Raw genomic sequence first — 24,467 nt, 5'->3', positions numbered from 1 at the left:
TGGCTTGTACGGGTCCCGGACCCGGTGGTCTGTTCGGCGCCGCCGGGGGAGCCGGGGTCCCGGCGGCCGGTCTCTTCGGACGACCACCATGAGTATGACGGAAAAACCGCCCCTCCGGTTCCTTCCCAGGCGTCCGGAGTGGCCGGTTTCGGCCCGTGCGGTGCGTCCGGGAAACCCTTCTTCCCGACCGCACCGCCGCCGTTCTCCCGAAGGGCCCGCTAGCGGCCCCGGAAAACCGCCTTGCCGGGTCCCTGCTCGACGAAGCTGCGCATGCCCGCCGCCTGGTCCTCCGTCGCGAACAGGCCCGCGAAGTGGAGGCGCTCGATCTCCAGACCGGTGTCCAGATCGGTCTCCAGACCCCGGTCCACCGCCTCCTTGGCGGCGGCCAGCGCCACGGCGGGGCCGTCCGCGTACCGGGCGACCAGCGCCACGGCCTCCCGGTAGACGTCGGCATCGGGCACGACCGCGTCGACCAGGCCGATCCGGTGGGCCTCCTCCGCGCCCACGTGGCGGCCGCCGAAGATCATCTCCTTGGCACGCGACGGGCCGATCAGGCGCGGCAGGCGCTGGGTCCCCCCCGCGCCGGGGATCACACCGAGCTGGATCTCGGGCACACCCAGCTTGGCCTTCTCCCCCGCGACCCGGAAGTCCGCGGCCAGCGCCAGCTCCAGGCCGCCCCCGAGCGCGTACCCGGTGATCGCGGCGACGACCGGCTTGGGGATGCGCGCCACGGCGTTCAGCGCGCTCTGGAGGGCGCGCGAGTAGTCGAGCATCTGCGCGGTGGTGCGATCGGCCATCTCCTTGATGTCGGCACCCGCGACGAACACGCGCTCACCGCCGTAGAGGACCACCGCCCGCGCCTGCGGGTCGGCGGCCACCGCGGCGGCGGCCTCGGCGATCTCGGCGGTCAGCGCCGCGTTGAGCGCGTTCACCTTGGGGCGGTCCAGCCGGATGACGGCCACCGCCGGGTTGTCGGGATCGGCCTCCACGCGAACGAACTCGGCCACGGGTTCCCCCTCTTCCTTCTCGGTTTCCTCAATGTCTCGGTCCAGGGTGTCCTACCACCGGTCTCACCCGAACAGCAGCACCAGGGTGCCCAACCGCGCCGAGAGCGTGTAGGCGGCCGCCAGCAGCAGCACGGCGCCGACCACGAGCAGTGTGTCCGCGGCGCGCCAGCGGCTGTGCCGGGCGTGCGTGCGCGGCCCGGTACCGAAACCGCGGGCGTCCATCGCCGTCGCCATCAGCGTCCCCGTCCGAACGGCCCGCACCAGGAGCGCGAACAGCCGGCTGAAGAAGAGCGACACCGCCCGCAGCGGGTGCCGTCCCGCCTCCAGACCGCGTGCCCGCCGCGCCAGGGTGACGGTCCGCCACTGGTCGGCGAGCATCGGGACGAGCCTCAGTGCCGCCAGTACGCCCATCGCGGGCCGCTCGGGCACCTTGAGGCGCTGCACGAGCCCGTCGGCGGTCTCGGTGGGGTCGCTGCTCACCGCCGCGACCGCCCCGGGCAGGGCGATCGCCAGCAGGCGCACCGCCACGCCCACCGCGCCCTCGAGGCCGTGTTCGCCGTAGAGGTGGTTGACCAGGCCGCTGGAGAGGCCCATGAGGAGGAACGGTCCGCCGAGCACGAGCAGGGTCCTCCGGTCGATCCCGCTGAACGGCAGAAGGAGCAGCACCCCGACCAGCACGGTGCCGCCGGTGACCGCGTCCACCGCCGGGACCAGCCCCAGCGCCAGCACGAGTGCGGCGAGCAGCTTGGCAGCCGGGTTGAGCCCGGCCAGCCAGTACCGCGACCCGGCCCTCCGGGGGACGTCCGGGGTCATCGGGTCCGCGGCCGCGGTGTCACGGCCTGCCACGGAAACCTCCTCTCACCAGGGCCGGGCTCTCCACGAGGGCCCGTCCTCCCGCCACGTGGACGCGGTCGTCGGCCAGGTGGCGCAGCAGCAGGTCGTCGTGGGTCGCCAGAACGATCGCGCACCCCTGGGAGCGCAGGGCTCCGAGCAGCTCCACCAGCTCCGTCCAGGTGCGGGTGTCCTGTCCGAAGGTCGGCTCGTCCAGGACCAGCACGTCGGGCGCGTGCGAGGGCCCCGAGCTGAGGGCGGTGGCGACCGACAGGCGCCGCTTCTCCCCGCCCGAGAGGGTGTAGGGGTGCACGTCGGCGAGCCGGGTCAGGCCCAGCCGTTCCAGGAGCTCGTCCACCCGCGCCTCGGTCTCGGTCTCGCCCGCACCCGCACGGCGCGGCGCGAACCGCAGTTCGTCGCGGACCGTACCGGTGACGAACTGGTCCTCCGCGTGCTGGAAGACGGTACCCACGTGGCGGACCAGGCGGCGGGCGGGCCAGCGCGCCAGCGGGCGCCGGTCGGCCCGTGCCAGCGGGCCGGCCGGCAGCACCGCGCCGCGGTAGGGCCGGGACAGCCCCGCCAGCGCCGTGAGGAGCGTGGACTTGCCCGCCCCGTTGGGTCCGGTCAGCGCGGTCGCGGTCCCGGCGCGCACGCCCGCGTCGACGCCCTCCAGGACGGTGCGCGGGGGCGCGGCCCGTGTGCCCGCCCCGCGAGGGGTGCGCAGAGCGACGCCGGAGGCCTCCAGGAGCACCTCTCCGCCCGGAGCGGGATCCGGTCGCGGCGCGGGGTCGTGCCCGGGCACCCACACGCCCTGCTCCGCCAGCGCGCGCCCGTGGTCGGCGAACACGGTGCGCGGGTCGCCGTCGGCGACCACACCACCGCCCGGTTCGAGGACCACCACACGGTCGACCAGGTCCACGACGTCCGCGACGCGGTGTTCGACCAGCACCATCGTCGCCCCTGTCCGCGCCGGCAGGCGCGCCAGGACCTCCCGCACGAGCGCGGCCCCGGCCGGGTCGAGGTTGGCGGTGGGTTCGTCGAGCAGCAGCAGGCGGGGCCGCATCGCCAGTACCCCGGCGATCGCCAGGCGCTGCTTCTCCCCGCCCGACAGCGCGGCCGTCGGGTGGCGGAGGCCGTAGGGGAAGCCGACGTCGGCCAGGGCCTCTGTCACACGCGGCCAGATCTGTGCGGGGTCCACGCCCAGGTTCTCGGGTCCGAAGGCGACGTCGTCGCCGGCCCGGGCCATCACCAGCTGGGCTTCGGGATCCTGGCCGACCAGCCCGGCGGTGCCGCGGCCCCGCCGGGGCGGACGTCCGTCGACCAGGAGGACGCCCTCCTCGTCGCCGGTGAGGGCCCCCTCTTCGCCGGTGAGCCCGGCCAGGGCGTGCAGGAGGGTGGACTTGCCCGCGCCGGAGGGGCCGAGGAGCAGGACCCGCTCACCGGGTTCGACCACCAGGTCGACGCCCCGCAGCGCCGGACTCTCCCGACCCGCGTGCCGCCACCCCCAGCCGCTGAGTTCGATGCGCGCGCCGGGGCGGTCGTGGTCGGCCACGGTCAACCCCTGGCCGACGGGAAGGGGGCGAGGGCACCGGCCCGGGCCAGCGCGGTGGTGAGCAGGCGTGCGCCCACACCCGCGATTCCGGCGGCGCTGGCGACCACGATCACGCCGTAGACGACCTGGAAGTGCAGCGGCCACGCGGCGTAGTGGACGATGTTGTCGCGCACGGCCGGGAACAGTCCCGCCGCGGCGGCGGCGAGGACGGAGACGACCACTCCCCAGCGCCGGTAGAGGAAGGCGAGGAAGACCAGTTCGGGCAGAAGGCCCTGGAAGAAGCCGTCGAGGACCACCGTGATCCCCCACTGGCTGCCGAGCAGCGCCGAGACGGAGGAGGCCGCGATCGAGGTCAGCACGGCGGCACCGGGTCGGCGGATGACGAGGCCGCCCAGCACCCCGGGGAGGAGCCAGATCCCGTAGAGGACGGCCTGTGCGGGCGGGAAGGCGATGAACAGGGGTGCGGTGGCCTCCCACACGACGCCCCAGATCCAGAAGACCACACCGACGGCGACGCCGATGACGGCGGCGACGACGATGTCCACGGTGCGCCATCCGCGCCGCTGCCGGAACGGACCGCCCCGCGGCTGCGCGCGGTCGGTCTTGTCGGTACCCATTCGGTGTGTCCCTTCGTCGGAAGGACGAGGGGCGCACCGCCGAGAGCGCACCGAGGTGCGGCCGCGCGCGGGGGTCCCGCGTTCGGCCGCACCGCAGGTGTCGGTTCCCACGACTTCCTTCGCTGGCATGACCCAGATCAGGTGTGTAAGGGTCTGCGGCGGTGCCGCACTCTCAGCGCTTCCGCGCTCCCCTGTCGGTTTTCATCATTATGCGGTACAACACCGCTTTTGTCAGGCGTCATCCCTCTTGGAGGGCTTGTCCGACGGGTTGCCGAAGGCCTTGGGCGACGCCGCGAACTCCTCCACCGGCAGGGGCTCGACCGCCTCGCGCATGGTCGCCTGCCAGATCGGCCCGGGCAGCGTGGCGCCGTAGACGATCCCGTAGTAGTTGTCGCCGATCTGCACGCCCTGGAGCGGGTGCTGCTCGCCGCCGCGGATGTCTCCCACGGCCACGGCGCCCGCCAGGTTGCGCGTGTAGCCGGCGAACCAGGCATAGGCCGAGCTGTCGGTGGTACCGGTCTTGCCCGCCGCCGGGCGCCCGATGTCCAGCCCGTTGGCCGTGCCGCCCTTGAAGGTCTGCTGGAGCAGGTGGTTGACGCCGTCGGCGACCTCCGTGCTCAGCCTGTCCTCGTCGCACTCCGTGGGAACCTCGATCTCCTCGTCCTGCCCGGCGCCCTCGCGGTCGAGGACGATCGCGTCCACCGGGTGCGGCTCGCAGTAGGTGCCCCGGGCGGCGAAGGTGGCGTAGGCGTTGGCCACGGTGAGCGGGGAGACCTCCTGGTCACCCAGGGTGAAGGAGCTCCACACGCCCAGCGGCTCGCCGTCGGCCCGGTGGACGCCCAGCCGCTCGGCCATCTCCGCCGTGTCGCACAGGCCCACCTTCTTCTGGAGCTGGGCGAAGTAGGTGTTCACCGAGTTCTTGGTGGCGGTGATCATGTTGTGGTGGCCGCTGCTGCTGTCGCCCGCGTTGTGGACGTTCCATCTGCCGAGCCGGGCGCCGTCGCAGTTGCGCATTCCGCTCACCGAGGTGTCCGTGGGCGAGGAGAAGCTCGTCGAGTACTTCATCCCCTCGTCCAGCGCCGCCGCCAGCGTGAACGCCTTGAAGGTCGAGCCGGCCTGGTAGCCGTACGTCCCCCCGTCCGCGCGGTCCACCGCCAGGTTGAGCGACGTGGTCCCGGGCTCGTCCTCGTAGCCGTAGCGCATGTTCTGGGCCATGGCCCGCACCGCGCCCGTGCCCGGCTCCACCAGCACCTCCGTGGCGAACTTGGTGCTGTCCCCGGCGGGGACGTACTGCTCGATGGCCTTCTGCGCCGCGTCCTGCATGTCGCTGTCCAGCGTGGTGCGGACGGTGATGCCGCCCTGGCCGACGACCTTGTCCCGCTCCTCGGGCGTCTCGCCCAGCACCTCCGCGTCGCGCAGCCAGTGCATGACGTAGTCGCAGAAGCTCGGGTACTTGCTGTGGTAGCAGCTGCCCCCGCGCGGCGTCGGGTCCAGCTCCAGCCCCTGCTCCTTGTACCGCCGCACCTCCTCCGCGGTCAGGTACCCGGCGTCGCCCATCCGGTCGAGCACGATGTCGCGCCGCTCCCGGGCCGCCTCGGGGTTGTCCAGGGGGTTGTAGTAGGACGGTCCGCGCACCAGTCCGACGATGGTCGCGGCCTGGGCCGGGTCCAGCTCGTCGGCGGAGACGGAGAAGTACCGCTTGGCCGCGACCTCGATGCCGTGGGCACCCGCTCCGAAGTAGGCGAGGTTGAGGTAGCCCTGCATGATCTCGTCCTTGGTGAGGCGCTGCTCGATGTCCATCGCGTAGCGCAGCTCGACGATCTTGCGCATGATGGTCTGCCTGCTGGCGCTCTCCACCTCCTCCTCCGTCTCGGCCTGCTCGATGAGGAGGTTCTTCACGTACTGCTGGGAGATGGTCGATCCGCCCTCGGTGTCGCCCTGGGCGGTGCGTATCGCGGCGCGGAACACCCCTTGCAGGTCCAGCCCGCCGTGCTCGTAGAAGCGCTCGTCCTCGATCGCCATCAGGGCCGCGGGCACCCACTCGCTGATCGAGTCCAGCGGGACCACCTCGCGTTCGCGCTCGGCGACCTCGGCGATGCGTTCGCCGTCGGCGTCGGTGATCACGATCCGCTCCGACAGCCGCGGTATCTCGATGTCACCGGGCAGGGCCATGAAACCCCTCGCCGCGTCGCGCGCGACCAGCCCCAGGCCGCCCAGCCACGGCAGCACCAGCGCGGCCGCCAACAGCCCCGCCAGGGCACTCACCGCCGCCATGCGCCAGAGCGTGTCCTTGTGGTCCGCGAGCGTCAGCCCCTCCGGATTCGGTTGCCTCACGTCGTCCCCCTACGAGCGTGTGCCGCCCCGCCGCAGTGAACCGGGACGGATCACTGCGCGGACCACCATCGCAGGGTCGAGGGGGAGCGTTCCACAGCGCTTCGGGCGTGTTTCCGAAAAGCTTCCCCAATCCATGGCAAAGCCCTCAGACAGAGCATGGTTCTTAAGCAACACGACTCTTCGCGAAACGGGCATTTCAATTCCTTGACATCAAGGAGAAACAACACCCGGGGCGACACCGGGGGAATCCGGGGCGGCCGACATCCCGGAGAGCGATCGTTCTGCCCCCATGTCCGGAATAAGGCTCCGAGCAACTATGGACGCATTCGGTCATCCCTACCCGCTCTCGCCACCGCTCCAACATGTGGACTCTGTTTTCTGACTTTTCCCAACAGAAAAACGCAAATCAACTTCAGTGACTCCTGAATCCCCCGCCACCCTATGACCGTTTTGCGAAGTTCATCCCGGTTAAACCGGGCAAATGTCAAGTTTTTACCTCGCCGAACAGTGTGATGAGTATCACATAAATTTCCCGGCCTCGACACTCCGCCAAACACCGAGAGAGGGCAGACGATAGACAGCGGAACGCACCGAAGGCGAAATCCGGACAGCTCGAGTTCGGCCTCTTCGTCGACTTCGCATTGCCCAGCGCGAGAACCGGGCCATTTCCTCCTGCCGTAAAACAAAAGTCTTCTCAAAACGCCCATATCAAGACAATGGTGTAGCCAGTGATCGGACGCCTGCCCATCATCGACATCTCTCCAGACAACGATCTCGGCCCGGTGAAAGCCGTCCCCGGAGAACGCTTCACCGTGGGAGCGACAGTCATCCGCGAGGGCCACGAATCCCTCGCGGCGGGGGTCGTGCTCCACTCTCCGAGCGGGCGCCGGGAGCAACTCGTGCGCATGCACGAGCGGGCGCCCGGAACCGACCGCCACGAGGCCGAGATCAGCTTCCCCTCCGAGGGGAGGTGGTCCTTCTCCGTCGAGTCCTGGAGCGACCCCTTCAGCACCTGGCGCCGGACCGCCGAGATCAAGATCCCCCTGGACCAGGACACCGAGGTCGTACTGGAGGAGGGCGCCCGCCTGCTCGCCCGGGCCGCCCGCCGCGTTCCCCGGAGCCCCGTCCTCAAGAGGGCCGCCGCCGCCCTGCGCGACCGCTCCCTGCCCCCAGCGGGGCGCCTGGCCGCCGCACTCGCCCCGGAGGTGCGCGCCGAGATGGAGCGCAACCCCCTCCGCGAGCTCGTCACCCGGTCCCGGCGAACCGCTGTGGCCGTCCACCGGACCCGTGCGCTCTTCGGCTCCTGGTACGAGTTCTTTCCCCGCTCCGAGGGCGCCCAGCTCGGCACCGCCCCGGGCGAGGAGCGCTCGGGCACCTTCGCCACCGCGGCCAAGCGCCTGCCCGCCATCGCCGACATGGGCTTCGACGTCGTCTACCTGCCGCCGATCCACCCCGTGGGCACCACCCACCGCAAGGGCGCCAACAACTCCCTCACCGCGGGCCCCGGCGAGCCCGGCTCGGTATGGGCCATCGGATCGGCCGACGGAGGCCACGACGCCGTCCACCCGGATCTGGGCACCATCGCCGACTTCGACGCGTTCGTCGCCGAGGCCCGCGAACACGGCATGGAGATCGCCCTCGACCTGGCCCTGCAGTGCTCGCCCGACCACCCGTGGGTGGAACAGCATCCCGAGTGGTTCACCGAGCGGGCCGACGGCTCCATCGCCTACGCCGAGAACCCGCCCAAGAAGTACCAGGACATCTATCCCCTCAACTTCGACAACGACTTCGAGGGCCTCTACAAGGCGATCCGGAGGGTGGTCCAGCACTGGATCGACCACGGCGTCCGGATCTTCCGCGTGGACAACCCGCACACCAAGCCCGTGGTGTTCTGGGAACGGCTCCTGGCCGACGTCGCCGACCGCCACCCCGACGTCCTCTTCCTGGCCGAGGCCTTCACCCGTCCCGCCATGATGCGCACCCTGGCCAAGATCGGCTTCCACCAGTCCTACACCTACTTCACCTGGCGCAACAGCAAGGAGGAGCTGGAGGGGTACCTCACCGAGCTGAGCCGGGAGACCGCCCACTACCTGCGGCCCAACCTGTTCGCCAACACCCCCGACATCCTGCACGCCTACCTCCAGGACGGCGGCCGCCCCGCCTTCGAGGCGCGTGCCGTCCTGGCCGCGCTGCTCTCCCCGACCTGGGGCATCTACTCGGGCTTCGAGCTGTGCGAGAACACGCCGGCGCACCCCGGCAGCGAGGAGTACCTGGACTCGGAGAAGTACCAGTACCGCCCGCGGGACTGGGCCGCCGCCGAGGCCTCCGGCCGGACCATCAGCGGGCTCATCACCCGGCTCAACCACCTGCGCCGCGCGCACCCCGCCCTCCAGGAGCTGCGCAACCTGCGCTTCCACCACGTGGACCGGCCCGAGTTGATCTGCTTCTCCAAGCACAGCCCCGGTACCGGACCCGGCGATCCCGGCGACACCGTCGTCGCGGTCGTCAACCTCGACCCGCACCACGCCCGCGAGGCGACGGTGCACCTGGATCTGCCGTCCATCGGCCGCGCATGGGAGGAGGAAATCGAGGTGACCGACGAGCTGACCGGCCGCTCCTACACCTGGGGCGCACACAACTACGTCCGTCTCGACCCCGCGACCGGGCCCGCACACGTGTTCACCCTCAGCGGCAGATAGCAGCCGGGCGGGGCCCGGTGCGAGGCCTCGGCCGGCACCCCGCCCCGACCCGCGTCCGAGACGCCCGTTGACACGATGCCGAACATTCTTGGTGGGGAGCAGCAGATGAGCAAAGACGAGCCCGGACCGGCCGGCGGTCACCCCGTACACGGTCCGCTCGCCCCGGCCACCGGGGCCGCCACCGGCCCGCTCATGTCCTCCGGCGGTACCAGTGATCCCCATTGGTACAAGCACGCCGTCTTCTACGAGGTACTCGCCCGGGGGTTCTTCGACTCCAACGGCGACGGCACCGGCGACCTCTCCGGTCTGGTGCAGAAACTCGACTACCTCCAGTGGCTCGGCATCGACTGCATCTGGCTGCTGCCGATGTACGAGTCCCCGTTGCGCGACGGCGGCTACGACATCTCCGACTACTTCAAGATCCTTCCCGAGTTCGGCACCACCGCCGACTTCGTGGAGCTCCTCGACGAGGCGCACCGGCGCGGCATCCGCGTCATCACCGACCTGGTCATGAACCACACCAGTGACCAGCACCCGTGGTTCAAGGCCTCCCGGGAGGACCCCGAGGGCCCCTACGGCGACTTCTACGTGTGGTCGGACACCGACGAGCGCTACGAGGACGCGCGGATCATCTTCGTCGACACCGAGACGTCCAACTGGGCCTACGACGAGGTGCGCGGCCAGTACTACTGGCACCGCTTCTTCTCCCACCAGCCCGACCTCAACTACGAGAACCCCGCCGTCCAGGAGGCCATCCTGGAGGTGCTGCGCTACTGGCTGGACCTGGGCATCGACGGTTTCCGCCTGGACGCCGTGCCGTACCTGTACGAGCGCGAGGGCACCAACTGCGAGAACCTCAAGGAGACGCACGAGTTCCTCAAGCGGGTGCGCGCGGAGGTGGACCGCCTCTACCCGGGCCGGGTGCTGCTGAGCGAGGCCAACCAGTGGCCCTCGGACGTCGTCGACTACTTCGGCGACCACGAGTCCGGCGGCGACGAGTGCCACATGAACTTCCACTTCCCGCTGATGCCGCGCATGTTCATGGCGGTACGGCAGGAGCAGCGCTTCCCGATCTCGGAGATCCTCGCCCAGACGCCGCCCATCCCGCGCCACTGCCAGTGGGCGATCTTCCTGCGCAACCACGACGAGCTGACCCTGGAGATGGTCACCGACGAGGAGCGCGACTACATGTACTCCGAGTACGCCAAGGAACCCCGTATGCGCGCCAACGTGGGGATCCGGCGCCGGCTCGCGCCCCTGCTCGACAACGACCGCAACCAGATCGAGCTGTTCACCGCCCTGCTGCTCTCGCTGCCCGGCTCCCCGGTGCTGTACTACGGCGACGAGATCGGCATGGGCGACAACATCTGGCTGGGCGACCGCGACGCCGTGCGCACGCCCATGCAGTGGAGCTCGGACCGCAACGCCGGGTTCTCCCGGGGCAACCCGGCACGCCTGTACCTGCCGCTGATCATGGACCCGGTCTACGGCTACCAGGCGGTCAACGTGGAGTCCCAGCGCGACAACCCCGGGTCGCTGTTGCACTGGACCCGCCGGATGATCCAGATCCGCAAGCGGCACCCGGTGTTCGGCACCGGGGAGTTCACCGAGCTCAACGCCACCAACCCGAGCGTGCTGGCGTTCATCCGCGAACACGGCGACGACCGCATGCTGTGCGTCAACAACCTGTCGAGGTATCCGCAGCCCGTGGAACTGGATCTGGCCCGGTACGCAGGTGCGCGTCCCGTCGAGTGCGTGGGCGGCGTGCGCTTCCCCGAGATCGGGGAGCTGCCGTACCTGCTCACCCTGCCCGGCCACGGCTTCTACTGGTTCCAGCTGCCCGTCACGGTGAGCGGGTCCGCCGGTCCGCGCCGCGACGAGGGCGTGCCCTCCTACGGCCTGCCCGCCGCCGGGGTCAGCCTCGCGGACTCCTTCGGCCCCCGGCACGCGACCGCGCCGCACACCGCTCACCACCCGGTCACGACGACGTCCGCCCAGGGGAACGGGTCGGTCTGACATGTCCCAACTCGAAGAGCTCATCGCGGTCTGGCTGCCCCGCCAGCGCTGGTTCTCCGGCAAGGGGATCCCGATCCAGCAGATCCGGGTCGAGAACTTCCACACCCTGGCGTCGGCCGGACCCGACGGCCCCGACCTGCACCTGCTCGTCGTCCGCTCCGGCCAGCGCGGCCGCAGCTCCCGCTACCAGGTGCTGCTGGGGTCGCGCGCACCGCGCTCGCTGCCCCCGGACCTGGCCCGCGCCGCCATCGGCGTGTGCCCGGTGTCGGGCAAGCGCCAACGGGTGATCTACGACGCCGCCTGCGACGGGGACCTGACCGGCATGCTGCTGGAGCGGTTCGCCTCTCCCGGCGGCAACGGGCAGGTCCGGTTCCGGACACTGCCGGGCGAGCGCATCCGCACGGGGGCGGCCGGTCGGATGCTCACCGGCGAGCAGTCCAACACGTCACTGGTCTTCGGCGAGGACTACGTGCTGAAGACCTTCCGGCGGCTGTGGCCCGGCCCCAACCCCGACCTGGAGCTCAACTGCGCCCTGTCCGGATCGCCCTACGTGGCCCGGCCGTGCGGCTGGATCGAGGCCGACCTGCCCGGATACGCCGCCCCGACCACCCTGGCCATGCTCCAGACCTACATTCCCGGCGCCATGGACGGCTGGGTGCTGGCCACCACCAACGTGTGGGCCCTGCTGGAGGGGACCGGGCCGGAGCGCCAGTCGGCCTTCACCGAGGAGGCGGCCCTGCTCGGCCGCACCACGGCGGAGGTGCACCGCTCACTGGCCAAGGCCCTGCCCACGGACGTGCTGTCACCGACGGCCGTGGCCGAACTGGCGGACGCGATGGTGGAGCGCCTGGCGATGGCCAGCGCCGAGGTTCCGGAGCTGGCCGACTACGCGCACCTGGTCATGGAGGCCTACGCCGACTTCTCCCAGGTCGACGAGCCCTTGCCGATACAGCGCATCCACGGCGACTACCACCTGGGCCAGGTGATCCGCACCGGAGCCGGGGGATGGGTGCTGCTGGACTTCGAGGGCGAGCCCACCGTCCCCGTCCGCGAACGCCAGCGGCTGTCGAGCCCGCTGAGGGACGTGGCCGGGATGCTGCGCTCCTTCGACTACGCCGCCGGATACCTGCTGGTCGACCACCCGAGCGACCCGGGTCTGGAGTGGGCCGCCCGGTCCTGGGCCCGGCACAACCGGGAGGCCTTCTGCCGGGGGTACGCCGACGGCGGCGGCGCCGACCCGGAGAAGCACCTGGCCGTGCTGCGGGCGTTCGAGTTCGACAAGGCCGTGTACGAGGTCCTGTACGAGGCCAGGAACCGGCCCAACTGGCTGCGGGTCCCGTTGGAGTCCATCGCCACGGCGGTCTCCGTGCCGCCCGCCGCCCGCTGACCCGGCCGCGGGGCCGCCGATGCCGGGCGGCCCCGCACCCCACCATCTCTTGTCCGATCCACGAGTACTACGGAGCCGCTTTGTCCTCGCCTCGCCGCGACAACCGTCCCCGCGCCAGCGACACCGGGAAGAACACGAAAACCAGGAAGAACACAGCAACCAGCAGAAGCACCGCGACCGGAAAAAGCACCGCGGCCGAGAAAAGCACGGCGGCCGGCAAGAGCACGGGAAGCACCGGCAGGTCCGGAACCCCGCGCACGGGCCCCGGACCCGAGCTGACCGACGCACTGGACCGGCTGGTCGACGGGCACCACCACGACCCCCACTCACTGCTGGGTGTCCACCCCGAGGGGCGGGGCACCGTCGTGCGCGCCCTGCGCCCGGGCGCGCTGGAGGTCCACGCCGTCCTCGCCGACGGCGGCCGGGTCCCCCTGAAGCACCTGCACCGGGGTGTGTTCGGCGCGAAGGTCCCCAAGAAGCGGCTCGGCCCCTCCTGCGACTACCGGATCGCCGCGCGCTACGAGGCCGGCGGTCCCGAGCACATCACCGCCGACCCGTACCGCTTCCTCCCCACCGTGGGCGAGCTGGACCTGCACCTGATCGGCGAGGGCCGCCACGAGGAGCTGTGGCGCGCCCTGGGCGCGCACGTCCGCGAGGAGGAGACCCCGATCGGCGAGGTGGCCGGCACCTCCTTCTCCGTGTGGGCCCCCGACGCGCGCGGCGTGCGGCTCATCGGCGACTTCAACTACTGGAACGGGGTCGGCCACCCGATGCGGAGCCTGGGCTCCAGCGGGGTGTGGGAGCTGTTCGTCCCCGGTGTCGGCGAGGGAGACCTCTACAAGTTCCAGGTGCTGGGCTCCGACGGCCACTGGCGCGACAAGGCCGACCCGATGGCGCGCCGGACACAGGTGCCGCCGCAGACGGCCTCCGTGGTGACCGCCTCCTCCTACGTGTGGAGCGACCAGGAGTGGATGGCCGAGCGCAAGGGTGTGGAGCCGCACAAGGCGCCGATGAGCATCTACGAGGTGCACCTGGGGTCCTGGCGGCCCGGCCTCGGCTACATGGAGCTGGCCGAGCAGCTGGTCGAGTACGTCACCGAGGCGGGCTTCACCCACGTGGAGTTCCTGCCCGTGGCAGGACACCCCTACGACGGCTCGTGGGGCTACCAGGTGACCTCCTACTACGCGCCGACGCCGCGGTTCGGGTCGCCCGACGAGTTCCGGCACCTCGTCGACGCCCTGCACCGGGCGGGGATCGGCGTCCTGCTGGACTGGGTCCCCGCCCACTTCCCCAAGGACGACTGGGCGCTGGCCCGCTTCGACGGGTCCGCGCTCTACGAGCACCCCGACCCGCGCCGGGGCGAGCACCCCGACTGGGGGACGCTCATCTTCAACTACGGCCGTACCGAGGTGCGCAACTTCCTGGTGGCCAACGCTCTGTACTGGCTGGAGGAGTTCCACATCGACGGGCTGCGCGTGGACGCGGTCGCGTCGATGATCTACCTGGACTACTCCCGCGAGTACGGCCAGTGGGAGCCGAACATGTTCGGCGGCCGGGAGAACCTGGAGGCGATCAGCTTCCTCAAGGAACTCAACAGCACCGTCTACCGGCGCAACCCGGACGTGGTGATGATCGCCGAGGAGTCCACCGCCTACCCGGGGGTGACACGGCCGGTGGACCACGGGGGGCTGGGCTTCGGCCTCAAGTGGAACATGGGGTGGATGCACGACACCCTGGAGTACGTCAAGAAGGAGCCGATCCACCGGCAGTACCACCACGACGAGCTCACGTTCTCGATGGTGTACGCCTACAGCGAGAACTACGTGCTGCCGCTGTCGCACGACGAGGTGGTGCACGGCAAGCAGTCGCTACTCAACAAGTTCCCGGGCGACGAGTGGCAGCGGGCGGCCAACCTGCGGGCCCTGCTCGCGTTCATGTGGTCGCACCCGGGCAAGCAGCTGCTGTTCATGGGCGGCGAGATCGCCCAGGGCGACGAGTGGTCGCACCGGGAGGGCGTGCCGTGGTGGCTGCTGCAGTTCGACCACCACTCGGGCATGCAGCGGCTGGTCAGGACGCTCAACGACCTGTACCGCCCGCGTCCGGCGCTGTGGTCGCTGGACACCGACCCGGCGGGCTTCCGCTGGCTCGACGGCGGTGACCGCCAGGGCAACACCCTGTCGTACCTGCGCCACGGCGAGGACGGGTCGGCGCTGGCCTGTGCGGTGAACTTCTCACCCGTGCCGCGTACGGGCTGGCGGATCGGCCTCCCCTCCGAGGGGCGTTGGAACACCGTGCTCAACACCGACGAGTCCCGCTTCGGCGGCTCGGACCACCCCGCGCCGGCCCATGTGGAGGCCCAGGAGCGGGAGTGGCACTGGCAGCCGTACTCGGCGGAGATCACCCTGCCACCGCTGGGCGCGGTGTGGCTGGAGCCCGAGAACTAGACCGTACAACTCGGATGTCGGCCCCCGGAGCGCTCCGGGGGCCTCTCTCATGTCTTGCCGTGCCAGGCGCTCAGGCGCGCGACGGCCTCGTCCAGGACGGCGTCCTCCTTGCAGAAGGCGAAGCGGAGCAGGTGCGCGCCCTCCTCCTGCCGGTCGTAGAAGACCTGCGCCGGAATCGCGGCGACACCCGCTTCCCGGGGCAGCGCCCGGGCGAGCTCGACGCCGTCGGTACGGCCCAGGGGCCGGATGTCGGCCATGACGAAGTAGGTGCCCTCGCACACGCCCACGTCGAAGCCCGCGTCCGCCAGCCCCGCGGCGAGGCGGTCGCGCTTGCCCCGCAAGGTGTCGCGCTGGGCGGCGACCCACTCCCCCTGGGTGTCGAGGGCCTCGGCGACGGCGAGCTGGAGGGCCCCGTTCGCGGAGAAGGTCAGGAACTGGTTGACCCTGCGCACGGCGCCGACCAGCGGCTCGGGGCCCGTCACCCAGCCCGTCTTCCAGCCGGTGACGGCGAACATCTTGCCCGCCGACGAGGCGGTCAGGGTCCGCTCGCGCATTCCGGGCAGGGAGGCGAGCGGGACGTGGGGCCTGCCGTCGAAGGCCAGGAACTCGTACACCTCGTCGGTGAACGCGATGAGGTCGTGCTCACGGCAGACCGCGGCGACGTGCTCCAGCTCCTCTGCGGTGAACACCGTCCCGGTGGGGTTGTGCGGCGTGTTCACCAGCACCATGCGGGTGCGCGGCCCCACGGCGGCGCGCAGTTCCGCGGGGTCGAAGGTGAACCGCCCTGTCGCGGGATCCGGCCGCAGCATCACCGGGCGGCGCACTCCGCCCGCGAGGGTGATCATCGCGGCGTAGGAGTCGTACATCGGCTCGAAGACGACGACCTCGTCGCCGCGGTCCACCAGCGCCAGGAGCGCCGCCGCGATCCCCGCCGTGGCGCCGACGGTGGCATGGACCTCGGTGTCCGGGTCGTACTCGGTGCCGTAGTGGCGCGCCCGGTAGCGGCTGACCGCCCGGCGCAGCTCCGGGTGCCCCGGACCGGGCGGGTACTGGTTCACCCCCTCGCGGATGTGCCGGGCCGCGGCCTCCAGGAGGGAGGCGGGACCGTCGGTGTCGGGGAAGCCCTGTCCCAGGTTGACCGCCCCGGTCTCCGTCGCCAGCCGCGTCATCTCGGCGAAGACCGTCTCGCCGTACGCGCGCATTCGTTCGATCAGCGGTTCGTCCACCCGTCGAGGGTAACCGTGCCGCGGCGGCCGGACGGAAACGGCCCGGGGCGGCGGCCGGACGGGCCGCCGCCCCGGGCCGGGGTCCAGGGGCTCAGAGCAGGAGGGTGAGCACGATCCAGACCACGGGACCGGCGATGAGGAGGGAGTCCACACGGTCCATGAGGCCGCCGTGGCCCGGCATGAACCGGCCCATGTCCTTGATCCCCAGGTCGCGCTTGAACAGCGACTCGATGAGGTCTCCGACGGTGGCGGCCAGCACCACCGCGAGGCCGAGGACCACACCGACCCACCACGGCCCGTCCAGCATCAGCGTGACGCACAGCGCGCCGGCCAGGCAGCAGCCGAGCACGGAGCCGCCGAAGCCCTCCCAGGTCTTGTTCGGGCTGATCACCGGTGCCATCTTGTGCCGTCCCAGCAGGATTCCGGCGAAGTAACCGCCGATGTCGCTGGAGATGGTCACGACGATGAAGGTGACCAGCCGGAACTGGCCCTCCTCGGGATGGGCGACGAGGAGCATCCAGGTGGAGAGCAGGAACGGCAGGTAGACCAGGGTGAACATGCTTGCCGAGACGTCGGCGACGAACCCCTCGGTGCCGCCCCGGAGCCGCCACGCGAGGGAGACCACCGCGGTGAGCGCCGCGGTGCCCAGCAGCCACTCGGTTCCCCCGAAGTAGGCGGCGGCCTGCATGGCGACGCCGCCCACCGCCAGGGGGACCACGGCCACGTCCATGCCCTTGCTCGCGAAGGCCCGGTTGACCTCGCGCATCCCGATCAGCACCGCGGCGGAGCAGATGAGCGTGAACAGCGCCGGGTAGGGGAAGATCGAGAAGAAGACGAGCGCGCCCAGGACGCAGCCGCTGGCGATGGCCACCGGGAGGTTGCGTCCGGTCCGGACCGGCTCGCCCCCTGGTTTGTGCAGCACGAAGCGCGGTTCGGAACCGGTGCTGCCGGGCCCGGCCTCGTCGGATCTGTGCTCCGGCGAACGGTCGTGGCCTCCGGAGCCGCTGGAAGGTGTCGTCACGCTAGGCCCTGTTCCTTGGATCATTTCGGCGGCGCGGCCGCCGGGCTGCCTCCCGCGGTACCGGATGCGCCCGTACAGCCGACCGGCTGGGCACTCCGGCTCGCAGGAGATCGTCCGGGCGGCCGCCCACGGGCGTCTCGGCCCGCCGAGGGATGCGAAAGCACCCAAAAAGTACTGCGGCCGCCAGGCCGGTGCCCCCTCGGGGGCGGTGGATGGCGGACAGGTACGACCGCCGACCGCCGGGCCGCCCTCGGCAAGGGCACACCTCAGACCTCGAGCAGTTCCGCTTCCTTGTGCTTGAGCAGCTCGTCGACGGAGGCCACGTACTTCTGCGCCAGCTCGTCCAGCTCGGCCTGGGCCCGGTGGGCCTCGTCCTCACCGATCTCGCCCGCCTTCACGGCCTTCTCGAAGGCGTCCTTGGCGCGGCGGCGAACGTTGCGGATGGAGACCTTGCTGTCCTCGCCCTTGGTCCGCGCGACCTTCACGTACTCCTTGCGGCGCTCCTCGGACAGGTCCGGGAAGACGACGCGGATGACCTGGCCGTCGTCGGAGGGGTTGACGCCGAGGTCGCTGTTGCGGATCGCGTTGACGATCGCGGTCCGGGAGCTGACGTCGAACGGTGAGATGACCACCATGCGCGGCTCGGGCACGGAGAAGGAGGCCAGCTGGTTGATCGGCGTCTGCGCACCGTAGTAGTCCGCGGTGATCTTGTTGAAGGTCGCCGGCGTCGGACGGCCCGTGCGAATGGTCGCGAAGTCCTCCTTCGCGACGGTCACGGCCTTCTCCATCTTCTCCTCGGCCTCGAGGAGGGTCTCTTCGATCATTGGGGCGCTCCCGGTTCTCGGCTGTGGTGTTCTTGTCTGGCTTCGGCGCGGCCGATCAGGCAGAGGTCGGACCGACGATGGTGCCGATCTTCTCACCGCGGACGGCGCGCAGGATGTTGCCCTGGCTCATCAGGTCGAACACGACGATGGGGAGCCCGTTGTCCATGCACAGGCTGACCGCGGTGGCGTCCATGACCTTGAGGCCCCGGGTGAGGACCTCGTTGTAGTTGAGCTTGTCGAACTTGACCGCGTCCGGGTTGCGTCTCGGGTCGGAGTCGTAGACCCCGTCGACCTGGGTGCCCTTGAGGACAGCCTGGGCCCCGATCTCCAGGGCGCGCTGGGCCGCGGTGGTGTCGGTGGAGAAGAACGGTGCGCCGAGACCGGCGCCGAAGATGACGACCCGGCCCTTCTCCAGGTGGCGGACGGCACGGCGCGGAATGTAGGCCTCGGCGACCTGGCTCATGTGGATCGCGGTCTGGACGCGGGTGTCCACGCCGAGGCGCTCCAGGAAGTCCTGGAGGGCGAGGCAGTTGATGACCGTGCCGAGCATGCCCATGTAGTCCGCGCGGCCCCGCTCGATGCCGCCCTCGGTGAGCTGGGCGCCGCGGAACATGTTGCCGCCACCGACGACGACGGCCACCTGGATGCCCTCGGAGACCGCCTCGGCGATGGACTCGGCCACGTACTGGACGACCTCTGTGTCGATGCCCAGACCGCCGCCGCCGGCGAACGCCTCTCCGGAGAGCTTGAGCATCACACGCTTCCAACCGGAATCGTGCATGGCGGGTTCGGTGTTCGTCGTTACGTTCACGGCCTGCGGCCTCCCTTGGTCGTTCTCGAGCCGCACAGGGTTACCCGAGTGCTTCTGCCGGGCGGAAGGGGCTTCCACACCCCGAAACCGCCCATATCCGCGAAATGCCGGGGAGAACAGCTCTCCCCGGCACCTCCATCATGTCAAAGACCGGACCGCGTTCCCGAGACGTTCCCGCGTCCCCCCGGCGGAGCCGGGAGGCTGCGGGCGGCCGCCTCGCCGCTCCCCTGCCAAGGGCCGGGAGCGGACCGGTGGCCGTGCGTCCGGAAACGATCCGACAACAGGTCCTAGGACTGACCGACCTTGAAGCGGACGAAGCGCTTGACGGTCACGCCGGCCTCGTCGACGACCTGCTGGACCGTCTTCTTGGCCTCCTTGACGAACGGCTGGCCGAGCAGCGTCACTTCCTTGAAGTAACCGTTGAGGCGGCCCTCCACGATCTTGGGGATAGCCTGCTCGGGCTTGCCCTCCTCGCGGGTGGTCTGCTCGGCGATGCGGCGCTCGTTCTCCACGACCTCGGCGGGGACGTCGTCCTTGCCGACGTACTGCGGGGCCAGAGCGGCGATCTGCTGGGCGAGGTCCTTGCCGACCTCCGCGTCCGCCTTGTCGAGCTCGACCAGGACGCCCATGGTCGGGGGCAGGTCCGGGTCGGACTTGTGCAGGTAGCTGGCCACGTAGGTGCCGTCGAACTTGGCGAAGCGGCGGAACTCCAGCTTCTCGCCGATGACCGCGCTCTTGCCCTCGATGAAGTCCTGCAGGCTCTTGCCCGGCTCGATCTCGGCGGCGGCGACGACGGCGAGGTCCTCGCTGTCCTGGGCGGCGACGAAGTCGGCGACCTGGTCGGCCAGCTCGATGAACTGGTCGTTCTTGGCGACGAAGTCGGTCTCGCAGTTGAGCTCGATCAGGGTGGCCTTGCCGTCGCCCTCCTGCTTGAGGACGACCATGCCCTGGGCGGCGGTGCGCTCGGCGCGCTTGCCGACGTCCTTGGCGCCCTTGATGCGCAGGGCCTCGACGGCCTTGTCGAAGTCGCCCTCGGCCTCGGTGAGGGCCTTCTTGCAGGCCATCATGCCGGCGCCGGTCATGTCGCGCAGCTTCTTGACGTCCGCGGCGGTGAAGTTCGCCATGACTGTTCTCGGATTCCCTTGGAGTGGAGTCTGTACGGAAAGTGAGCGGTCCTGCCCCGAACGCCCGGCGCCGCGGAGGGCGGCGCCGGGCGGGGTGTGCAGTCGCGCTGCTACTCGGCCGAGCCCTCGGGGGTCTCGGCGGCGGGAGCCTCGGGGGCGGAGGCCTCGGGAGCCTCCTCGGCGGGGGCCTCGGCGGTCTCCGCGGCAGGGGCCTCGGCGGCGGGGGCCTCGGCGGCCTCCGCGGTCTCGGCGTCCTGGCCCTTGCTCTCCAGGAGCTCGCGCTCCCACTCGGCCAGGGGCTCCTCGGCGGCCTTCTGGCCACCGGCGGCCTCGGTGGCGCCGGAGCGGGTCAGGAGACCGTCGGCCACGGCGTCGGCGATCACACGGGTCAGCAGGCTGACACTGCGGATGGCGTCGTCGTTGCCCGGGATCGGGTAGTCGACCTCGTCCGGGTCGCAGTTGGTGTCCAGGATCGCGACGACCGGGATGTTGAGCTTGCGCGCCTCGCTGATCGCGATGTGCTCCTTCTTGGTGTCCACGATCCAGACCGCGCTGGGAACGCGGGACATGTCGCGGATACCGCCGAGGGTGCGCTCGAGCTTCTCCTTCTCGCGGCGGAGGTTGAGGAGCTCCTTCTTGGTGAGCGCGGAGCCGGCGACGTCGTCGAAGTCGATCTCCTCCAGCTCCTTGAGGCGCTGCAGCCGCTTGTGGACGGTGGAGAAGTTGGTGAGCATGCCGCCCAGCCAGCGCTGGTTGACGAACGGCATGCCGACGCGGCGGGCCTGCTCGTCGATGGCCTCCTGGGCCTGCTTCTTGGTACCGACGAACAGGATGGTGCCGCCGTGGGCCACCGTCTGCTTGACGAACTCGTAGGCGCGGTCGATGTGCGCCAGCGACTTCTGCAGGTCGATGATGTAGATGCCGTTGCGCTCGGTGAGGATGAAGCGCTTCATCTTCGGGTTCCAGCGGCGGGTCTGGTGCCCGAAGTGGACGCCGCTCTCCAGGAGCTGGCGTGTCGTCACGACTGTGGCCATGACCGGTCCTCCTTGCGGTGGCGGGGGGAACCTGTCCCCACCGCCTTCGGTTGTTCCTGACGCCCCGGCCGCACCGCCACTCCGCCGAAGCGGTGTGGACCGTGGGTACGACCCCTCACGGAGGAGGCTGGTGGACGTGCGTAGTGTGTTCGGCCCTCCGGGCCACAGACGATTCTATCCTCCACGGGGAATACGCCGGACCTGCGCCGTGTCCGCGCCCTTCGGGCCCCCGGGGTTTTCCACAGGCCCGCCCGCCCCCTGGCGCCCCGGTCCCGCGCGACCGAGCCTTGACACATGCGCCTGCTGATGCTTCTCCTGCCGTTCCTGCTGCTCCTCGTCCCGGTCGACCGCGACTGGCGCTGGCCGCTCGAACCGGTGCCCGAGGTGCTCCGCTCCTTCGACCCGCCCGAGCGGCGCTGGCTGCCCGGACACCTGGGTGCGGACCTGGCCGCCGAACCCGGCCAGGAGGTGCTCGCCGCGGGCGGCGGCCGCGTCCACTTCTCCGGCAGGGTGGCGGGGGTGCCCGTGGTGAGCGTGTCCCACGGGGACCTGCGCACCACCTACCTTCCCGTCGACTCCGACCTCGCGCGCGGCGATCCGGTGTCCGCGGGCGACGTGCTCGGCGTCCTGGCCGCCTCGCCGCTCCACTGCCGCGACCGGCCCTGCCTCCACTGGGGCCTGCGCCGCGGCTCCGGCTACCTCGACCCCCTGTCCCTCCTCGGCCGCGCCGAGGTCCGGCTCCTCCCCCTGGACACGCGCGCTCCGGGACCGCCCGGCCCGGCTGCGGCGCACAGCGCCGCGGGGGCCGGTCGCGGTCCGGTCAGGCGCGGGGGTGGGCGCGGCGGTAGCTGTCGCGGAGACGGTCGACCGAGACGTGCGTGTAGATCTGGGTGCTGCGCGGGCCGGCGTGCCCCAGGAACTCCTGGACGCTGCGCAGATCGGCGCCGCCGTTGAGCAGATGGGTGGCGGCGCTGTGCCGCAGGTCGTGGGGGGCCGCGTCGATTCCGGCGGCCCGGAAGTGGGCGTGGACGTCCTCGCGCGCCCCGCGCACACCCAGCCGTCCGCCGCGGACCCCGAGCAGGAGCGCGTCCGCGCTCGACGGCCCGGCCAGCTCGGGGCGGCCGCCGGAGAGCCACGCGTCGAGGGCCTCCAGCGCGGGGCGGCCGACGGGAACGGTGCGCTCCTTGCCGCCCTTGCCCAGGACACGCACGGTCTCGCGGGACCGGTCGACGTCGGACAGGTCCAGGGCGCACAGTTCGGCCACACGGACACCGGTGGCGTAGAGCAGCTCCACCACGGCACGGCGGCGCAGACCGACGGGGGAGTCCTCGGACCGGTGGGACAGCGCGGCGGCGGCCTGTTCCTCGCCGAGGACCGTGGGCAGCGAACGCCGCTGGGCCGGAGCGGCCAGGCGGGGGCCCGGGTCGGCGGCCAGCACGCCTTCGCGGTGCAGGTAGCGGGTGAACGCCCGGACGGCGGCCACCCTGCGGGCGAGTGTGGCACGGCCGGCGCCCGCGTCGCGTGAGTGCGACAGCCAGCCGCGCACCGCGGGGACGTCGACGTCCTCCGGACCCAGACCGCGTTCCTCCAGATGGGACAGGAGCGAGCGGAGGTCGGCCAGGTAGCCGCGTACGGTGTGCGGGGAGCGTCCCAGTTCCCCGGACAGGTACGCCGCGAAGCCGTCCAGCACGCTCATCCGCGCCTGGGCAGGCAGGCGATCGCGTCGATCTCCACGAGGAACGTGGGGTCGACCAGGGCGCTCACCTCCACCAGTGTCGCGGCCGGGCGGTGCTCCTGGGGCAGAGCGGAGGTCAGGGCGGTGCGGAACTCGTCCAGGTCGGTGATGTGCCGCAGATAGCAGGTGAGCTTGACCAGGTGTTCGAGGCCGGCGTCGTGCCGGGCCAGAACGGTCTCGACATTGGCGAGGGACTGCCGGGTCTGGCCGCCGACGTCCACGGCGACCTCGCCCTCCGGGCCCCGCGGGGTCTGCCCCGAGACGAAGAGCAACGGACCGTCCGCGAGGAGGGCGTCACTGGAGAGACTGGCCATGGCGGAACAGTACCCGCGGTCCCGTTCCTCTACCGTCCCTTCTGTACCTTCCTGCCCTGCTGGGGAAGCAGCGCCGCCGACGGAGGAGCACCGCACGGACACCCGTACCGGAACGGGCCCGGCTCCGCCCGGCAGCGGCACTCCCCGAGGGGCCCGAGGACAGGGAGCACCGCACCTGCGGAGCCGCGCGGTACGGGCCCCGGCCCCGCGACACCGCGTCCGGCGCTCAGCGGACGAGGCGCCAGCCGGCAGGGCAGCGTTCGACCAGACCCGAGGCGGCGAGCATGCCGAGGATGCGCATCGTGGTGTCCAGCCCCTCCCCGCAGGCAGCGGCGATCACCGCGGGGCCCGTCCCCGAGCCGGAGACCGCCCCGAGCACCCGGGCGTGCTCCGGCGCGAGCGCCGCCGACGTCCGCACCGGCCCCTCGGGAAGGTCACCCATGGGGCCGATCTGGGCCATCACGTCGTCCGCGCAGGTGACACAGCCCGCGTTCCAGTCGCGGAGCAGCATGTGGCAGCCCGCCGACATCGCCGACGTCACCGGCCCGGGAACCGCCATCAGCACCCGGTGGAGCTCGGCGGCGTGCGACGCGGTGTTGAGGGCACCGCTGCGCCGACCCGCCTCGACCACCACCGTGCCCGGGGTGAGCGCCGCGATCAGGCGGTTGCGCACCAGGAAGTCCCTCGCGTGCGGGGTCGCTCCCAGCGGACGCTCGCCGACCAGGACGCCGGTGCGGGCGATGTCGGCGAACATCCCCGCGTGCCCGCGCGGATAGTCGACGTCGAGCCCGCAGGCGAGCACCACCACCGTGCTCCCCGCCGAGTGCGCCGCCCGGTGTGCCGCACCGTCGATCCCGTACGCTCCTCCGGACACGACCACGACAGAGCGCTCGGCCAGCTCGTAGGACATCTCCGCCGCCACGTGCGCCCCGTAGGAGGTGCACGCGCGCGCCCCCACCACGGCCACCGAGCGCAGACACAGATTGCGCAGGTCACCGGCGCCCCGCACCCACAGCCCGTACGTGCGCCGGCTGCCCGGCATCCCCAGCTCCTCCAGCCGCCCCGGCCACTCCGGGTCGCCGGGCACCACGAACCGAATACCGGCCGCCGCCGAGGCCGACAGGAGCTGCTCGGCGTCCACCTGCGCCGCGGCGGCGCTCCACCGGCGCCACCGCCGCAGCAGCGTCTCCCGTGCCTGCGGTCCTGGTCGCCCGTCCTCCTCGCACGGCACGGCGGGCGGCGCCGCCCCTGCCGCGATCGCTGCCCACACCTCCGCCGCCCCGTGTTCGGCGAGCATCGCCCCCAACCACAGGTCCCCCGGCGGCGCCACCGCCGTCAGACACGCCCGCGCCCGGGCATCGGCATCCCTTGTCACCGAGTCCTCCCCGTCACCGCATTCCTCCCCGTCACCGCATTCCTCCTCGTCCGCCGGACGACCGCCCGCCGCACCCGCACGCCTCGCCACCCTGCCGCTGTCCCCTCCTCGAACGC

The 24,467-nt window shown here is 71.3% G+C and carries 18 protein-coding genes, 1 pseudogene and 1 riboswitch; of the genes and pseudogenes, 5 read left to right on the top strand and 14 right to left on the bottom strand.

Annotated elements, in window-relative coordinates; genetic code table 11:
• Positions 1 to 218 precede the first annotated feature (218 nt).
• The 5 genes from FHS13_RS11660 to FHS13_RS11640 all read right to left on the bottom strand — a co-directional run bounded on the left by FHS13_RS11660 (position 219) and on the right by FHS13_RS11640 (position 6,281).
• Positions 219 to 1,007, bottom strand: a complete 789-nt coding sequence (locus FHS13_RS11660; protein WP_184291414.1) for an enoyl-CoA hydratase-related protein — start codon at positions 1,005 to 1,007, stop codon at positions 219 to 221.
• 63 nt (positions 1,008 to 1,070) lie between these two features.
• The gene (locus FHS13_RS11655) at positions 1,071 to 1,820 is read right to left on the bottom strand and encodes an energy-coupling factor transporter transmembrane component T family protein (protein WP_184291635.1); all 750 of its coding nucleotides are present in this window, start codon (positions 1,818 to 1,820) and stop codon (positions 1,071 to 1,073) included.
• A gap of 19 nt (positions 1,821 to 1,839) precedes the next feature.
• A complete protein-coding gene (locus FHS13_RS11650; protein ID WP_343064992.1) occupies positions 1,840 to 3,390 on the bottom strand; it encodes an ABC transporter ATP-binding protein in 1,551 nt (516 codons plus the stop codon).
• Positions 3,391 to 3,392: 2 nt separating this feature from the next.
• Entirely contained in the window at positions 3,393 to 4,007 is a 615-nt protein-coding gene (locus FHS13_RS11645; protein WP_184291412.1) for an ECF transporter S component, read from the bottom strand.
• A gap of 97 nt (positions 4,008 to 4,104) precedes the next feature.
• Positions 4,105 to 4,210: riboswitch (TPP riboswitch) on the bottom strand.
• 28 nt (positions 4,211 to 4,238) lie between these two features.
• The gene (locus tag FHS13_RS11640; RefSeq protein ID WP_184291633.1) at positions 4,239 to 6,281 is read right to left on the bottom strand and encodes a transglycosylase domain-containing protein; all 2,043 of its coding nucleotides are present in this window, start codon (positions 6,279 to 6,281) and stop codon (positions 4,239 to 4,241) included.
• Between the two features lie 788 nt (positions 6,282 to 7,069).
• Here FHS13_RS11640 and FHS13_RS11635 point away from each other — a divergent pair.
• From FHS13_RS11635 to glgB, 4 genes are all read left to right on the top strand, one after another.
• Entirely contained in the window at positions 7,070 to 9,040 is a 1,971-nt protein-coding gene (locus FHS13_RS11635) for a maltotransferase domain-containing protein (protein ID WP_184291410.1), read from the top strand.
• 105 nt (positions 9,041 to 9,145) lie between these two features.
• Positions 9,146 to 11,056 carry a maltose alpha-D-glucosyltransferase gene (gene treS / locus FHS13_RS11630; protein WP_184291408.1) on the top strand — a complete coding sequence of 637 codons (1,911 nt, stop codon included), beginning with the start codon at positions 9,146 to 9,148 and terminating at the stop codon, positions 11,054 to 11,056.
• Position 11,057: 1 nt separating this feature from the next.
• Positions 11,058 to 12,443: a maltokinase N-terminal cap-like domain-containing protein gene (locus tag FHS13_RS11625; RefSeq protein ID WP_184291406.1), complete on the top strand. Its 1,386-nt coding sequence runs from the start codon at positions 11,058 to 11,060 to the stop codon at positions 12,441 to 12,443.
• Between the two features lie 275 nt (positions 12,444 to 12,718).
• Positions 12,719 to 14,887, top strand: a complete 2,169-nt coding sequence (gene glgB / locus FHS13_RS11620) for a 1,4-alpha-glucan branching protein GlgB (RefSeq protein WP_184291631.1) — start codon at positions 12,719 to 12,721, stop codon at positions 14,885 to 14,887.
• 47 nt (positions 14,888 to 14,934) lie between these two features.
• Here glgB and FHS13_RS11615 read toward each other — a convergent pair whose 3' ends face one another.
• From FHS13_RS11615 to rpsB, 6 genes are all read right to left on the bottom strand, one after another.
• Positions 14,935 to 16,113 (bottom strand): pyridoxal phosphate-dependent aminotransferase, encoded by a 1,179-nt coding sequence (locus FHS13_RS11615; protein ID WP_184291404.1) that lies wholly within the window; start codon positions 16,111 to 16,113, stop codon positions 14,935 to 14,937.
• A gap of 91 nt (positions 16,114 to 16,204) precedes the next feature.
• Positions 16,205 to 17,134 carry a phosphatidate cytidylyltransferase gene (locus FHS13_RS11610; RefSeq protein WP_184291402.1) on the bottom strand — a complete coding sequence of 310 codons (930 nt, stop codon included), beginning with the start codon at positions 17,132 to 17,134 and terminating at the stop codon, positions 16,205 to 16,207.
• Positions 17,135 to 17,400: 266 nt separating this feature from the next.
• The gene (gene frr / locus FHS13_RS11605; RefSeq protein ID WP_184291400.1) at positions 17,401 to 17,958 is read right to left on the bottom strand and encodes a ribosome recycling factor; all 558 of its coding nucleotides are present in this window, start codon (positions 17,956 to 17,958) and stop codon (positions 17,401 to 17,403) included.
• A gap of 55 nt (positions 17,959 to 18,013) precedes the next feature.
• The gene (gene pyrH, locus FHS13_RS11600; RefSeq protein ID WP_221442808.1) at positions 18,014 to 18,739 is read right to left on the bottom strand and encodes a UMP kinase; all 726 of its coding nucleotides are present in this window, start codon (positions 18,737 to 18,739) and stop codon (positions 18,014 to 18,016) included.
• A gap of 317 nt (positions 18,740 to 19,056) precedes the next feature.
• Positions 19,057 to 19,893 (bottom strand): translation elongation factor Ts, encoded by an 837-nt coding sequence (gene tsf / locus FHS13_RS11595; RefSeq protein WP_184291396.1) that lies wholly within the window; start codon positions 19,891 to 19,893, stop codon positions 19,057 to 19,059.
• Positions 19,894 to 20,003: 110 nt separating this feature from the next.
• Positions 20,004 to 20,927, bottom strand: coding sequence for a 30S ribosomal protein S2 (gene rpsB / locus FHS13_RS11590; protein ID WP_184291394.1), 924 nt, complete (start codon positions 20,925 to 20,927; stop codon positions 20,004 to 20,006).
• Positions 20,928 to 21,221: 294 nt separating this feature from the next.
• Between rpsB and FHS13_RS11585 the strand changes: the two are divergent.
• A pseudogene (locus FHS13_RS11585) lies at positions 21,222 to 21,623 on the top strand (M23 family metallopeptidase); the annotation flags it as partial.
• 124 nt (positions 21,624 to 21,747) lie between these two features.
• On the opposite strand, the gene FHS13_RS11580 reads toward FHS13_RS11585, so the two are convergent.
• The 3 genes from FHS13_RS11580 to FHS13_RS11570 all read right to left on the bottom strand — a co-directional run bounded on the left by FHS13_RS11580 (position 21,748) and on the right by FHS13_RS11570 (position 24,351).
• On the bottom strand, positions 21,748 to 22,623 hold the full coding sequence (locus tag FHS13_RS11580) for a tyrosine recombinase XerC (protein WP_184291393.1): 876 nt from the start codon (positions 22,621 to 22,623) through the stop codon (positions 21,748 to 21,750).
• Positions 22,620 to 22,976 (bottom strand): RidA family protein, encoded by a 357-nt coding sequence (locus FHS13_RS11575; RefSeq protein ID WP_184291391.1) that lies wholly within the window; start codon positions 22,974 to 22,976, stop codon positions 22,620 to 22,622. Before FHS13_RS11575 ends, FHS13_RS11580 begins: the two co-directional genes overlap by 4 nt.
• A 226-nt stretch (positions 22,977 to 23,202) precedes the next feature.
• On the bottom strand, positions 23,203 to 24,351 hold the full coding sequence (locus FHS13_RS11570; protein ID WP_343064991.1) for a DNA-processing protein DprA: 1,149 nt from the start codon (positions 24,349 to 24,351) through the stop codon (positions 23,203 to 23,205).
• Positions 24,352 to 24,467: the final 116 nt, after the last annotated feature.

The organism is Nocardiopsis algeriensis, from assembly GCF_014203695.1.
GTDB lineage: Bacteria > Actinomycetota > Actinomycetes > Streptosporangiales > Streptosporangiaceae > Nocardiopsis > Nocardiopsis algeriensis.
Note: the sequence above shows the minus strand (reverse complement) of the source record. Positions and strands in the feature narration are given on the sequence as shown.

Bases quoted from the DNA above. Each gene is read 5' to 3' on its own strand.
- FHS13_RS11655 (WP_184291635.1), bottom strand. From the start codon at position 1,820: ATGACCCCGGACGTCCCCCGGAGGGCCGGGTCGCGGTACTGGCTGGCC.
- FHS13_RS11645 (WP_184291412.1), bottom strand. From the start codon at position 4,007: ATGGGTACCGACAAGACCGACCGCGCGCAGCCGCGGGGCGGTCCGTTC.
- FHS13_RS11640 (WP_184291633.1), bottom strand. From the start codon at position 6,281: ATGGCGGCGGTGAGTGCCCTGGCGGGGCTGTTGGCGGCCGCGCTGGTG.
- treS (WP_184291408.1), top strand. From the start codon at position 9,146: ATGAGCAAAGACGAGCCCGGACCGGCCGGCGGTCACCCCGTACACGGT.
- FHS13_RS11625 (WP_184291406.1), top strand. From the start codon at position 11,058: ATGTCCCAACTCGAAGAGCTCATCGCGGTCTGGCTGCCCCGCCAGCGC.
- frr (WP_184291400.1), bottom strand. From the start codon at position 17,958: ATGATCGAAGAGACCCTCCTCGAGGCCGAGGAGAAGATGGAGAAGGCC.
- pyrH (WP_221442808.1), bottom strand. From the start codon at position 18,739: ATGCACGATTCCGGTTGGAAGCGTGTGATGCTCAAGCTCTCCGGAGAG.
- tsf (WP_184291396.1), bottom strand. From the start codon at position 19,893: ATGGCGAACTTCACCGCCGCGGACGTCAAGAAGCTGCGCGACATGACC.
- rpsB (WP_184291394.1), bottom strand. From the start codon at position 20,927: ATGGCCACAGTCGTGACGACACGCCAGCTCCTGGAGAGCGGCGTCCAC.
- FHS13_RS11580 (WP_184291393.1), bottom strand. From the start codon at position 22,623: ATGAGCGTGCTGGACGGCTTCGCGGCGTACCTGTCCGGGGAACTGGGA.
- FHS13_RS11575 (WP_184291391.1), bottom strand. From the start codon at position 22,976: ATGGCCAGTCTCTCCAGTGACGCCCTCCTCGCGGACGGTCCGTTGCTC.